Annotated in this window: 13 protein-coding genes; 6 read left to right on the forward strand and 7 right to left on the reverse strand. The window is 69.8% G+C overall.

The annotated features are described in order from the left end of the window. Nucleotides 1–154: 154 nt before the first annotated feature. On the reverse strand, nucleotides 155–1,279 hold the full coding sequence (locus tag KZ829_RS34570; protein WP_246636763.1) for an amidohydrolase family protein: 1,125 nt from the start codon (nucleotides 1,277–1,279) through the stop codon (nucleotides 155–157). A gap of 96 nt (nucleotides 1,280–1,375) precedes the next feature. Here KZ829_RS34570 and sigJ point away from each other — a divergent pair, with 96 nt between their 5' ends. Next, nucleotides 1,376–2,245, forward strand: a complete 870-nt coding sequence (sigJ, locus tag KZ829_RS34575; protein ID WP_308285781.1) for an RNA polymerase sigma factor SigJ — start codon at nucleotides 1,376–1,378, stop codon at nucleotides 2,243–2,245. On the opposite strand, the gene KZ829_RS34580 is transcribed toward sigJ, so the two are convergent. Beyond that, nucleotides 2,222–2,452 (reverse strand): hypothetical protein, encoded by a 231-nt coding sequence (locus KZ829_RS34580; protein ID WP_220148054.1) that lies wholly within the window; start codon nucleotides 2,450–2,452, stop codon nucleotides 2,222–2,224. The genes sigJ and KZ829_RS34580 overlap by 24 nt on opposite strands. 11 nt (nucleotides 2,453–2,463) lie before the next feature. Between KZ829_RS34580 and KZ829_RS34585 the strand changes: the two genes are divergently transcribed. Further along, nucleotides 2,464–2,985: a copper resistance protein CopC gene (locus KZ829_RS34585; RefSeq protein WP_220148055.1), complete on the forward strand. Its 522-nt coding sequence runs from the start codon at nucleotides 2,464–2,466 to the stop codon at nucleotides 2,983–2,985. A 316-nt stretch (nucleotides 2,986–3,301) separates the two neighbouring features. On the opposite strand, the gene KZ829_RS34590 is transcribed toward KZ829_RS34585, so the two are convergent. From KZ829_RS34590 to KZ829_RS34610, 5 genes are read right to left on the reverse strand one after another with little or no spacing between them, the layout of a single operon-like run. Then, the gene (locus KZ829_RS34590) at nucleotides 3,302–4,606 is read right to left on the reverse strand and encodes an ROK family transcriptional regulator (protein WP_220148056.1); all 1,305 of its coding nucleotides are present in this window, start codon (nucleotides 4,604–4,606) and stop codon (nucleotides 3,302–3,304) included. Further along, nucleotides 4,603–5,493: a DUF6807 domain-containing protein gene (locus KZ829_RS34595; RefSeq protein WP_220148057.1), complete on the reverse strand. Its 891-nt coding sequence runs from the start codon at nucleotides 5,491–5,493 to the stop codon at nucleotides 4,603–4,605. Before KZ829_RS34595 ends, KZ829_RS34590 begins: the two co-directional genes overlap by 4 nt. A gap of 8 nt (nucleotides 5,494–5,501) precedes the next feature. Continuing rightward, the gene (locus tag KZ829_RS34600) at nucleotides 5,502–7,274 is read right to left on the reverse strand and encodes a pectinesterase family protein (protein ID WP_220148058.1); all 1,773 of its coding nucleotides are present in this window, start codon (nucleotides 7,272–7,274) and stop codon (nucleotides 5,502–5,504) included. Beyond that, on the reverse strand, nucleotides 7,271–8,755 hold the full coding sequence (locus tag KZ829_RS34605; protein WP_220148059.1) for a glycoside hydrolase family 43 protein: 1,485 nt from the start codon (nucleotides 8,753–8,755) through the stop codon (nucleotides 7,271–7,273). Before KZ829_RS34605 ends, KZ829_RS34600 begins: the two co-directional genes overlap by 4 nt. Continuing rightward, complete coding sequence (locus KZ829_RS34610) at nucleotides 8,752–9,600, reverse strand: DUF6807 domain-containing protein (RefSeq protein WP_220148060.1); 849 nt, start codon at nucleotides 9,598–9,600, stop codon at nucleotides 8,752–8,754. The genes KZ829_RS34605 and KZ829_RS34610 overlap by 4 nt, the downstream gene beginning before the upstream one ends. A gap of 132 nt (nucleotides 9,601–9,732) precedes the next feature. On the opposite strand from KZ829_RS34610, the gene KZ829_RS34615 reads away from it, so the two are divergent. The 4 genes from KZ829_RS34615 to KZ829_RS34630 all read left to right on the forward strand — a co-directional run. Beyond that, nucleotides 9,733–11,052 carry an ABC transporter substrate-binding protein gene (locus KZ829_RS34615; RefSeq protein WP_220148061.1) on the forward strand — a complete coding sequence of 440 codons (1,320 nt, stop codon included), beginning with the start codon at nucleotides 9,733–9,735 and terminating at the stop codon, nucleotides 11,050–11,052. Further along, nucleotides 11,049–11,927 carry a carbohydrate ABC transporter permease gene (locus KZ829_RS34620; protein ID WP_220148062.1) on the forward strand — a complete coding sequence of 293 codons (879 nt, stop codon included), beginning with the start codon at nucleotides 11,049–11,051 and terminating at the stop codon, nucleotides 11,925–11,927. Before KZ829_RS34615 ends, KZ829_RS34620 begins: the two co-directional genes overlap by 4 nt. Before the next feature lie 22 nt (nucleotides 11,928–11,949). Continuing rightward, nucleotides 11,950–12,825, forward strand: coding sequence for a carbohydrate ABC transporter permease (locus tag KZ829_RS34625; RefSeq protein ID WP_246636764.1), 876 nt, complete (start codon nucleotides 11,950–11,952; stop codon nucleotides 12,823–12,825). A gap of 31 nt (nucleotides 12,826–12,856) precedes the next feature. Next, nucleotides 12,857–13,118 (forward strand): RICIN domain-containing protein (locus KZ829_RS34630; protein WP_246636765.1); only part of this gene is annotated, 262 nt, incomplete at its 3' end.

The following is a 13,118-nucleotide window of genomic DNA, read 5'->3' on the forward strand; positions in this document are numbered from 1 at the left end:
AGGGGTTGATCCCGGTTTGCCGGGCGATCGCCCCGCCGGCGGAATCGATCTGTTCACAGCACCACCACGCCTCCTTCCAGGACAGTTGTGATTGAGGGAGGAGCCTGTGGGTGGACGCCTCCTCGCCGGACGGCTGTGGTCGGGGAGGGGCCGGTCAGGGCTGTAGGCGGACGCCTCCTCGCCAGACCCCCGCGATCGCTTTCGTGGTGCTGATGTCGCTGGTCGGGTCGCCGTCGACGAGCAGCAGGTCGGCCCGGAAGCCAGGAGCGATGCGCCCGCGGTCGGTGAGCCCGAAGACCCGGGCCGGGATGCTCGTAGCGGCAGCCAGGGCCGCATCGGGGGACATCCCCGCCCCGGTCAGGAGCAGCAGCTCGCGGTGCATCGCGATGCCGTGCTCCGGGACATATGGATTGGCGTCCGTGCCCGCGAGGAGCACCACGCCCGCCTCGTGCAGGGCCCGTGCCGCGTGGCCGGCGTCGGTCGCGGCCGACGGTTTCGCATGGTCGGCCGCCGCGGCCTGTGCGGTGATCGCCTCGAAATAGACCAGCGTCGTCACCACGAACACACGCGCGGCGGCGACCCGGGCGGCCAGCGCGGACAGCTCCGGACCGGCCGGTAGATCGGCGGGCACGTGGGCCAGCCCGTCGACACCCGCGTCGAGGGCGATGGCGATCTCCCGTGCGGTCACGGCGTGCGCGATCGCCCGGAGTCCCTGCGCGTGGGCGGCCTCCACCAGCGCCGCGACCGTCGCCGGGGCGAGTGTGGGGAAGTGCCCGCCGTGCAAGATCCCGTCGTCCACCACTATCTTCAGATAGTCGGCGCCCTCCGCCACCCGGTCCGCCGTGAACCGTTTCGCGTCCGCCGGGCCGGTCACCGCGTCGATCGGCCCGGCCGCGTCTCCCAGCGCCCCGGCGTCCACCAGCAGCTGGGTCGGGTGACCGCCCGGCGCGGTCGCCAGCATCCCGGCGCTGCGCAGATCGGCGACATCGTCGCGGCTAGCGGCGAGACGCCGCTGGCGGGCCAGATTGCCGGGCACGCAGAACATGTCCAGCTCGGTGGTGACCCCGTGGGCCAGGGCGGCGGCCAGGCTGCCGTCGACCACATGGGTGTGCGCGTCGATCAGGCCCGGCAGCAGGGTGCGCCCGGAGCCGTCCACCACCGTGTCAGCCGGACGGCCGTCGGGCGCCGTGATGCGGGCGCCGTCGATGAGGATGTCGGCGCGGGGGACGGTCCGCTCACCGTCGAAGACGCGGACGTCACGAATCAAGGTGCGAGTCATGCCATCCAAGAGGGGCGTCCTCACCAGGAACGTGACGGGCGGAGAGGTGGGTCACATCCCGTCACGTTCCCGGAGCCTGACGTCATCTCATGTGGCGTGACCGCGACACAGGACTTCGTCGATCATCGGGAGCTGCTGTTCTCGATCGCCTACGACATGCTCGGCAGCGTCGCCGACACCGAGGACGTGCTCCAGGAGACCTGGCTCGCCTGGACCGCCCGCGATCGCGAGGTCGACAACCCACGCGCCTACCTCGTGCGGATCGCCGTCAATCAGGCCCTCGCCCGGCGTGCCGAGATCGGCCGGAGACGGGAGACATATGTGGGTCAGTGGCTGCCCGAGCCACTCGTCACCCCGGTCACCGGCGACCCGGCCGAGCGGCGCGACACCGCCTCGATGGCGCTGCTCGTCGTCCTGGAGACGCTCAGTCCCCTGGAGCGGGCAGTGTTCGTGCTGCACGAGGTGTTCGCGTACCCGCTCATTGAAATCGCCGACATGGTCGGCCGCACCCCCGACGCGATCCGGCAGGTCGCCCACCGCGCCCGATCACACGTGCACGCTCGGCGGCCCCGGTACCGGCCCGACCCGCGCACCCGGCAGGCGGTCACCGAGCGCTTCCTGGAAGCGGCGATCGGCGGCGACGTCGAGGAGTTGCTGCGGGTGCTCGCACCGGATGTGACGCTGTGGACCGACGGCGGCGGCAAGGGCCCCGCCACCAGCCCCGACCCAATCCACGGCCGGGACGCGGTGGCCCGTGTCCTGGCCTCGGTCGCGGCCGGCGTCGTGGGCTTCGACGTCGGCTACCGGATCGTCGGCGGCGACCCCGCGATCGTCGTCTTCGACGGCGAGGCGCCGGTGGCCGTCCTGGTGCTCACCTTCGACGGTTCGGCCGTGAACGGCGTCTACTCGATCACCAACCCGGACAAACTGAACGGAGCACGATTATCCAACAAACCCGACCACTAGACGTACGCCGTCGTCGCCGTGGATGGCGGCCAGCGCCCGCAGCAGGTCGAACGCCTTGTCCCAGCCGGTCCCCGGGCCGAGCACGTGCCGCCGGTCCAGCTTCTTGAACTCGTAGGTGACCTCGCCGACCTGCCACTTCCCGAAGGGCCGACCCCGCGTCCAGGCGGCCGCCATCCATAGTTGATCATCAGCTCGTGCGGGGGACATTGGGATTCTTCATGATCTGTGCGTTGGTCACCGGCCTGGTGGCCGGGCCGGGCGGGGCACCGGCTCTGGCCGGTGACTATCTGGTGCTGCAGACGGTGCCGGAGACCAGGTCGACGGTCACCGAGCCGATCAAGGTCGTCCGGGTCAGCGTCAACGACCCCACCTACCCGGAGTTCAGTGACATCGTCGTCACCGGCCCGGACGGCCGGCCCTGCCAGGAGGGACCGGTTCGGGTGTGGCTCGACATCAACTTCGAGAGAACCGTACGGATCACCGTGCCGGGCGTGCACCGAGTTAGCTGGACGGCGGGGCGGGTCAAGGACGACCTCAGCTACGGAGAGTTCCAGTTCACGGTGGCCGGATCCGCCGTCGTCGCCCCGTCCGTAAGCACTGGCAGCGCACCGGTCGCCCAGACGGCCGGTATCGGCGATCCGATCCAGGGCCGCTCCACCCAGCGCTGGCTCCTTCTCGGCCTGCTCATCTTCCTGCCGCTCGTCGTGCTCACGCTTCCCCTCCGCCGACGCGGCCGGTAGAGGACGCGGCCGTTGGAGAAGGTGCGGCTGTCGTGGCGAGCGCGGAAGCCGACCCCCGACAGGAGGCGACTCGGCCGGTGCGGGCACCGGGCGAGGGCTGGGCCTGCGACGGGCAGCGAATCGGCTGGTGCGAGGGCTGGGCCTGCGACGGGCAGCGAATCGGCCCCGGTACGGGCACCGGCCCCAGGGCGATCGGTCGGCTGGTTCGCGAGGTGGGGCCGCCACCCGGACCGTCGTGTGCTGGCCGTTCAGCATGTCGGCCGCGGTGTTGAACAGCTTGGTGAGCAAGCGCGTGCTCACCCGTACCGGAGAAGAGTCAACCGCGGCGGGCGAGCCAGGGATTGGGGTCTCGCCGCACCTGGTCGATGGCCTGTAAGGCCGCACCGATCACCGCGGCGTCCGGGCCCAGCAGGGAGGGGCGGACCTCGATGGGGGACCAGCGGGTCGTCAGGACCCGGCTACGGAGTTCACGGTCGATGCCGTCGGTCAGCCACGAGGTCAGCAGGGAGTAGCTGCCGCCCAGCAGCACGGTGTCCACGTTGACCAGGTTGACCAGGGCGGACACGGCGATGCCCAGGGCGGAGGCGGCCCGGTTCAGGGCGGCCAGGATCTCCGGGGAACCGTTCGAGACGAGCGTGTCGATGGCGACGGCCGGCTGCTGCGGTGACGATGCCAGATCCGGGGCGGCGTCGATGAAGCGTTGCAGGCCGGCGTAGCACTGTAAACAGCCGGTGGCGCCGCATGCGCACGCCGGGCCGGCGCTGTCCACCATGACGTGGCCGAGTTCGCCGCCCCAGCCGCGGGAGCCGCGCAACGGGACCCCGCCGAGGACCAGGCCGGCGCCGATGTCGAACTCACCGCTCACACAGACGAAGTCGCGCAGCTCGGGACCGCCCGCGTAGAGCTCGCCGAGCGCGGCCAGCCCTGCGTCGTTGTCGACGCCGACCGGCAGATCGTCGGTGCCGATCAGGGCGGACAGAATCCCACCCGCGTCGACATCCCGCCAGCCCAGCGTCGGCGCGAAGCGGACCATGCCGCCGTCGACCGGCCCCGGTACGGCGAGGGTGGCGCCCACGACGGTCAGGTTCTCGGCCATCGTCGCGCGGATCGCCTTCTCCGCCATGGCGGCCAGACTCCGCAGTGTGTCCTCCGGATCCAGTCCTCGCCCCCCGCCCCGAGTCCTGTCCAGGTCCGCGACGGCGCGGCGGCTCGGGGCAGAGCCATAACCGTGGCCGGGAAGAGCGCGATGCGGGGTGAAATCGAGGTGACGAACCGTCCCGGTGAGGTCGACGACGCAGACCGAGAGGCTGTCCGCGCGGATGTCGAGGCCCAACCCGGCCGGCCCGGTCCGCGCCAGGCTCAAACCCACCCGGGGACGGCCACTGTTGCCGGACCGCGCCGGCTCCGCCTCCACGACCAGACCAGCCGTGAGCAGCTCGTCGACGATGCGGGAGATGGTCGGGCGGGTCAGGCCGGTGTCCGCCGCCAGCTCGATCCGCGAGATCGGGACGGGAGCGCCGACGATCTGCCGAAACGTGAGGATGAGGTTGTGGGCGCGGAGACTGTCCTGCCGGACGGGCGTGTCGGTGGCGGGCGCGACCCGGTGCACCGGGCGGGTCATGAGGCCAGTTCGTCGGCGTAGGCGGCGGCCCGCTCCGGCGAGAGCGTGCCGTCGGCGATCACCGTGACCATCCGGCGGGTCAAGGACGATCCGGGGGCCAGGACGAGCGGCTCGTCCCACGACAGCGCCGACCCGATGCCCAGATAGTCGCGGGTGCGCACGAACCACCGGTCGGAACGGGTCCGCTCGGTCCCGCCGATGAAGACGAGCGTCCACGCGCCGCCGTGCACCGACAACCAGCGGGACGTACGCCCGTGCGTCGCCTCCACTCCGGAACCGCTCTCCGCGTCGATCCGGACCGGTGAGTCAGGGGCGGGCGCCCGCCAGAAGAAGCCGCCGTAACCCGCGCCCGGCCGGCCGTGTACCGCGGGACTGCGGACCGGCATGTCCCGGTCGGCGGCGTTGGAGAGTGTGAACCCGAAGTCGAGCGCCCATGCGTCGTCGGCGAGCCGCCGGGCGGAGATCTCGCGCCGTTCGGTCAGCAGCAGGGCGCCGTCGATGCCGGTCCAGCGCAGGGTGTGGCCGATCTGCTCGGGGGTGCGCCGCAGCCAGCGGGCGTGCGCCTGGGTTCCCTGGTTGTCGAGCCAGGCGGGACCGTGCCCGGGAATGAAGGTGCGCCCGCCCCAGAAGTTGGCGCCGTCCACCTCGGCGACGGCGACGCTGACACCGAGATGGTGGCGGTGCGAGGCGGGCATGAGCTCGGTGACACAGATCCCGCCAAGCGTGCGGACCGGATGCAGGTAGGGCCGGGGCGACAGGGCCACGGGCAGGTCGGGACGCCACGTGTACTCGGCGACGACCTGGTCGGCGAGACGCAGGGTCGCACGGGCGTCACCGGTCACGGCTGCCTCCGGGCTGGTCGGTCGATTCCCCAGCAGGATAGTCATGAGCCGGATCAGGTTCGGGGACGCCAGCCGCCGAGGTACGCGCCGACCGTGTACCGCCGCGCCTGGTCACGGCTCATCTCCGGACGGCCGCTGCCGGGCCCGGTGTTGGCGTACTCACCGAACCGCCCGCTTCCGGCCAGCCACGGCGCGGCGGCGACCCGTGGGCCGAGCACGGATTCCCGGACCACGACCTGCCCGCTCCGGCCCAGGAGAGCGGTTCCCGTCTCCGCGGCGCAGCCGACGATCGATTTCGAGACCAGGATTCCGTACGGCTGACGCGCGGGCGTGGCCACCGCGGTGACGCTCGCGCCGGCGGCCGGATCGATGATGCACCGGTCGAGAACCGCCACGGCCGTCCCGGTGATCAGATCCCCGCCGCCGGCGACCGTGCAGTCCCGCAGGTAGCTGCGCCCGTGCCCGGCCAGGAACCCGGTCAGCCGGGTGCCGGCGAGGACCGTGCGGTCGCCGGCGGCCCGGATAGCGGGCGCCGCGGTGCCGGTGACGGTCAGCCCCCGAACCGTCGTGCCCTCGCCGAGCAGCGTGAACGTGGCCGCGTCGTCCCCGAGCGGCCCGCCGTAGAACTTCTGCCCGCCCGAGTCCAGGTCGTAGGCGATGACCGCGTCGGCGGGCCCGGCGATGGTGACGTCCGACTGGCTGGGCCACACCCGCACCTGCTCCCGGTAGTGGCCCGGCGCCACCCGGATGGTGACCGGTCCACGGGCGTCACGGGTGGCGCCGAGCGCCGCCAGCAGGCTGCCGTAGTCGCCGCTGCCGTCCAGTGCCACCGTGATCGTCGACGGTGTGGACCGTGTCGTCGGCTGCGGCCCGGCATACCGGGTGACCAGGTCCTTGACCCGTCGGGCGGCGTCGGGGGAGTAGCCGTAGGGCACCTCGAACGCCTCGCCCGCGTGATCGGCCCGTCCGGTCGTGCCGGTGAGGATGTTTCGTCTCTGCGCGAGCCCCGCCGCGGCGCCATGGACGACCAGCGGGTCGTTGACCTGCTCGAACACGCTGTCCTCAACGAGCACCCGGGCGTTGTTGCGGCTCATCGTGCCGTACTGGGTCACGTTCTCCAGATAGTTGTTGTAGAGGTGTGCGGCCGCCGTGTTGTCGATACTCCAGTTGCGTTGAACGGTGTTGCGGATCCAGTTGTGATGTGCGGTCAACCTGGTCAATACGTTCGGCGTCCACCCGACGCCGAGTGCCTTGTTGATGTCGCTCACGACGTTCCAGGACAGGGTGACGTGATCACTGTCCTTGCGGATGTCGATGCCGCCGTCGCCGACACGTTCGATCCTGGTGTGGTCGATCCAGACATGATCGGCGGTGTCGAGGCGGATGCCGTCGTTGTCGTTGGCGGGACTCTTGCCGTCGAAATCGCCGGGGATGTAGGAGTCGCGAATCGTCAGGTTTCGAATGATCACGTTGTGGCTGCCGTTGAGGAACAGACCACCACCCACGATCTCCGCACCCGGTCCGGCACCGATGATCGTCTTGTCCGAGGCGACCGGGATCATGTCCCCGAACGGATCGACCCGGATGCTGCCCACCACTTGCACGACCAGCGGATCCGCTGCCGCGGCAAACGCCCGGAGCTGCTCGAACGTGGTGGCGCGAACCGTGACGCCCCCACCGCCCCCGGTGGTGCCAGCGGCGAACCCGTCAGCCGTGCCGGCTCTGATGAACCCTTCGGTCCCTCCGGCCGTGGTGGCTGTGCTGCCGTCGGTGGTGCTCACCGGGACGATGGCCGCCAACGCGGCGAGGACTACGGCGGTGATCATTTCTGCTCCGAGGTGATGGCGTGGAAGTGGGTGAAGTCGGCGTGACCGTCCGGGCCGGTGGCGAAAAGCGCGACGGTCGCGCCGATCCAGCCACCCGGGGTGGCGGTGAACGGCAGGCCGCACTCCCACCGCTCACCGCCGTACTCGGCGGCGAACCCGGTCACCACTCCGTCGGTCACGGTCACGGAAAGGCGCACCCCGGCCTTGTCCGGGACCGTGACGGGCGCCGCCGCGTCCTTCTCCGCCTCGCCTTCGGCGTCGGCGATCCGGCAGGTCAACCGGGTTCCGCCGGGCGTCTTCTCCAAGCCGATCCAGGCGTACGTGCGCCCGAGAACCGTGATCCCACCCCGCGCGGACTCAGTCCCGCTGAGCCGCAGTGTCGCCTCGGCGCGCAGGTGCGGCCCGGTCAGCGGCTGGCCCAGCAGGTTCGGGGCGGTACGCAGGTCGCCGCCACCGGGAACGCAGGCGAGGCGCAACCCGTCACCGGGGTGATCGACGATCCATCCCGGCGACGGGTTGGCCGACCAGCTCCACTGCGGACCGGGCCGCCCGCGTGGGAAGGTGTCGCTGGTCGCCGGTGCGACCGGTACCCGGGGCAGGCCGTCCGGGGTGCGGTGCGCGCGTACCGGTGTGCCGTGGTCGCCGATGACCGGCCAGCCGTCCACCCAGGTCATCGGCTGCAGGTGGGTTATCCGCCCGTACGCCCCCCGGTCCTGGAAATGCACGAACCAGTCCTCGCCGCCGGGTGTGGGGACCCAGGCGCCCTGATGCGGCCCGTTGACGTCGCTGTCGCCCTGGGAGAGCGCGATCCGCGGCTCATAGGGGCCGAACACGTGACGGGAGCGCATCACGTACTGCCAGCCGTTCGCCACTCCACCGCCGGGGGCGAAGATCCAGTACCAGCCGTCGCGCCGGTACCACTTGGGACCCTCGAGAGTGCGGCAGCCGGGAATGGCGTCCCCGTCGACGATCAGCACCCCGTCGCCGAGGGACCGGCTGAGGTCCGGGGCCATCCGGTACGCGGTGAGCCGGTTGTTGAACCCGCACCGGCTCTTCGCCCAGCCGTGCACCAGGTAGGCGCTGCCGTCGTCGTCCCACAGCGGGCACGGATCGATCAGCCCCCGGCCGGGCAGGACGAGCCGGGGCGGGCTCCACTCGCCGGCCGGGTCCTCGGCGGTGGTCACATAGATGCCGAAGTCCGGATCCGGGTAGCAGATCCAGAACCGGCCGTCGTGCAGGCGCAGCGACGGCGCCCAGACCCCACAACCCGGCCGGGGCACGCGGTAGTGGTCCTCGGGGACGAGCCGGGTCAGGGCGTGGCCGATGATCCGCCAGTCCACGAGGTTCGTGGAGTGCAGCAACGGCAGCCCCGGGACCCGGTTGAAGCTGGACGCGACCAGGTAGAAGTCGTCACCACGGCGGACGACGTCGGGGTCGGGCCAGTCGGCGTACAGGATCGGGTTGTGAAATCGGTCTGTCATGCCGGCTCCTCGCGGACGGCCGCCATCGCGGTGTCGGTGATGGCGCTGCTGGGTGGGCCGTCGGCGATGACCACGGTCAGGCCGCGGGTCAGGGTGCCGCCGGGCGCGACGGTGAGCCGTTTCCAGGCGATCGCCGAGCACACGCCGGCGTAGTCGGTGGACCGGACGAACCAGGGGTCCTTCTCGTCGGCCAGGAAGATCAGCGTCCACGGTGCACCGCCGCGGTGGTGGCCGCTGAGCGCCACCCAGGGGTCGCGGCTGCCGTGCACGTCGCCGTTCGTGTCGCGGCCGAAGGCGTGCACCCGGTCGAGGCCGGCCGGCGCGCGCCAGAAGAATCCGCCGTACCCGGCGCCTTCCCGGCCCCGGGCGGCCGGGCTGTCGATCTCCAGTGCGGTGCCGTCCGCGCTGGTCAGGGTGAAGTCGACGCGCAGCATCCAGGCGTCGTGGGTGAGTTGCCGGGCGGTCAGGGCACGCCGCTCGCGGACCAGGGTGACGCCGTCGCGGCCGGCCCAGTGCAGCTCGTGTTCGGCGCGGTCGTCGTCCCGGTGCAGCCAGCGGTGGTGGTCCTGCCGGCCGTGGTTGTCCAGACGTATTGATCCATGCCCGGTCACATATGTACTGCCGCCCCAGAAGTTGACGTCGTTGACGATCGGCAGGGCGATGCTGGCGCCCAGATGGTGGACGTGGTCGTCGGGCATGAACCCGGTGACCGTGGTGCCGCCGAGCGTGGTGACCGGGTGCAGGTAGGGCCGGGGCGACACGGTCGCGGGCAGTCGCGGATCCCAGACGTAGCGGGCGACGACCCGGCCGGCGCAGCGGAGTTCGTGTGCCTGAGCCTTCGGCATGCCCGGCAAGGTATCGACGCCGGCGCATTTAAGTCAACCTCTGAAACAAACTCCGCCGAGGCGGTTGACATGGATGGTACTCGATAGATAAAACACTGAAACAAATCCGCTCGCCGGTCGGGAGGACCCATCGTGAACTCAATCGGCAACACCGCCGGACCCACCCGGCGCCACCTGCTCACCCTCGCCGGGCTCACCGCCACCGCCGCGACCCTGCCCGGATGCGGCCGCGGTTTCGGCGGTGGAGGCGATGACGACGACGGCCGGATCGAGATCAACATGGTGTGGTGGGGCGACGCCCAGCGCGCCCAGTTCACCCAGAAATCGCTGGACCTCTTCCAGACCGCCAACCCCGGCATCCGGGTGCGCACCGAATACCAGGACAGCTCGCCGTACAAGGACAAACTCGCCGCGCGCTTCGCGGCCGGCGACCCGCCCGACCTGATGGCCATGCGCTTCGACAGCCTCCGCGAGTACGCCGACCGCGGCACCCTGCTCGACCTGGCGAAACACGGCGGCGCCCTGGACCTGACCGGTCTCACCGAGCCGGCCCGGGCGCTCGGCCAGGTCGGCCCACAGATCTTCGGCGTGCCCTCCGGCCTCAACACGATCAGCTTCGTCGTCGACAAGACCATCACCGATCAGTACGGCGTGAGCATCCCGGACGGCGACACCTGGACCTGGGCGGACCTGTCCACGTTCGCCGCCGCCGTCACCAAGGCCAGCGGCGGCAAGGTCTACGGCGCCAACTTCGAGCCGTGGACCGTAGCCAACCTGCTCGTCTTCGCCCGCCAGCGGGGCGAGGACTTCTTCACCGCCGACGGCAGACTCGGCGCCACCGCCGGCACCGTCACCGCCTGGTTCGAGTTGACCGAAGGTCTGCGCGCCGCCAAGGCGTTCCCGCCGGCCGGATTCATCGACCAGAACAACGGCGCCTCACCGGCCCAGTCCTACCTGGCCAAGAAGTCGATCGCCTCGCAGATCATCCCGTCGAACAACCTGCTCGGCTACAACCAGGCGTGCGGCGGCAATCTCGTCATGCTGCGCATCCCGGGGGAGACCGCCCGCCGCGGGCAGTCCATCGACACCCCGGCCCTGTGGTCGATCGCCGCCACCTCGAAGCATCCCGACGAGACGCTCAAGCTGCTCAACTTCCTGATCAACGACGTGGAGGCGGCCCGGGTCTCCGGCGCCACCCGCGGGGTGCCACCGAACCGGAAGATCGCCGAGCAGATCGTGCCCGACCTGGACGCCGACAACAAGCGGGCCACCGAATTCCTCAGCGCGCTGCAGAACGAGAAGCTGCCGTCGTCGTACCCCTATCCGGTCGGCGCCAGCAAACTCACCAACATCCTCAAGACGATCAGCACCGAGGTCGAGTTCGGGCGGCTCGAACCGGCAGCCGCCGGAGAGCGGTTCATCACCGAGGCCCGCAAGGAGATCAACGGATGACGGCGATCCGGCGCCAGGACCGGGCCGGCTACCTGTTCCTGCTGCCCTGGTTCGGCGGCATGCTGTTCATGATTGTCCCGTTCTTCGCGTCGCTGTACCTGGCGTTCACCGACTACGACCTGCTCACCGCACCGACCTGGGCCGGACTGGACAACTTCCGGCGGATGTTCGACGACGCCAAACTGCACCAGTCGCTCAAGGTCACGATCATCTACACGGTGGTCTCCGTACCGTTGTCGTTGATCGTCGCCCTTGCCGTCGCCATGGTCCTCGACCGCGGCGTGCGGGGGCTGGCCGTCTACCGCAGCGTCTACTACCTGCCCTCTCTCCTGGCCGGCAGCGTCGCGATCGTCATGCTGTGGCGCTACATCTTCGGCTACAACGGCATCGTCAACGACTTCCTGGCCTGGTTCGGCATTCAAGGCCCCGGGTGGGCCTCCGATCCCCGGTACGCGTTGAGCACGTTGATCCTGCTGCACATATGGACGTTCGGCTCACCCATGGTGATCTTCCTGGCCGGGCTGCGGCAGATCCCGGCCATGTACTACGAGGCCGCGTCGATGGACGGCGCCTCCGGGTGGCGGCAGTTCCGCTCGATCACGTTGCCGCTGCTCAGCCCGATCATCTTCTTCAACCTGGTGCAGGCGCTGATCGCGTCCTTTCAAACCTTCACCCAGGGGTACGTGATCAGCAACGGCACCGGCGGCCCCGGCGAATCCACCCTGTTCTACAACCTGTACCTGTACCAGAAGGGCTTCGCCGAATTCGACATGGGTTATGCGTCCGCGCTGGCCTGGCTGCTGTTGGTGATCATCGCCGGGTTCACGGCGGTCAACTTCCTGGCGGCCCGCTTCTGGGTCTTCTACGACAACTGACAGGGCTTCCATGACGCTCACCATGACCCGGAAAACGTCCGTCGAGCCGCCGGTCGATCAACCGCCGCCGAAACGCCACCGTCCCCGCTTCATGCGCCACGTGCTGCTCAGCGCGGTCGGTGTGCTCATGATGTACCCGCTGCTGTGGATGATCTCCAGCTCGCTCAAGCCCAGCAACACCGTCTTCACCGACGAATCACTGTGGCCGGCCGCGGTCGACCTCGGCAACTACGCCCGTGGCTGGACCGCGCTCAGCGAACCGTTCGAGATCTATCTCGTCAACTCGCTGGTCATCGTGATCCTCAGCATCGTCGGCAACCTGCTGTCCTGCTCGCTCGCCGCGTACGCCTTCGCCCGGCTGCGCTTCACCGGCCGCAAGCTGTTCTTCGCCATGATGCTCGGCACCATGATGCTGCCCGGCCATGTGCTGGTCGTCCCGCAGTACGTCATGTTCGACCGGCTGGAATGGCTCAACACGTACTACCCGCTGCTGGTCCCGAACTTCCTGGCCACCAACGGGTTCTACATCTTCCTGATGGTCCAGTTCATGCGATCGCTGCCGCAGGAGCTCGACGACGCGGCCCGCATCGACGGCTGCGGCCCCTTCCGTACGTTCTGGAAGGTCATCATGCCGCTCTGCCTGCCGGCCTTCGCCACCACCGCGATCTTCACCTTCATCTCGGTGTGGAACGAGTTCTTCGGCCCGCTGCTCTACCTCACCGACCCCGAGCTGTACACCGTCCCGCTCGCCCTGCGGCAGTTCATGGACTCCGAAGGACAGAGCCAGTGGGGCGAGATGTTCGCGATGTCGTTCCTGTCCCTGGCACCGGTCATCGGCTTCTTCATTGCCGGCCAGAAATACCTGGTGAAGGGCATCGCCACCACCGGCCTCCGGTAACCCCCTGACCCGGAAGGAAGGAATCCCCATGATGCGCAAGGTGTTGATCCTCGCGCTCCTCGCCGCGGGTGTGCTGTTCGGCATGCCCACGGCGCCCGCCCAGGCGGCGCCGGTCACCGGTGTCGTCTACCAGCTCAAGGTGACAAGGTCCGGCATGTGTCTCGACGTGCCGGGCGCGTCGACGGCCAACGGTGCCCTGTTGCAGCAGTGGGGTTGCACCGTCAACTCCACGTGGCAGCAGTTCACGCTGGTCGCTTCGGGTTCGAATTACTTGATCAAGAACGTCAACAGTG

Source organism: Actinoplanes hulinensis (assembly GCF_019429605.1).
Classification (GTDB): domain Bacteria; phylum Actinomycetota; class Actinomycetes; order Mycobacteriales; family Micromonosporaceae; genus Actinoplanes; species Actinoplanes campanulatus.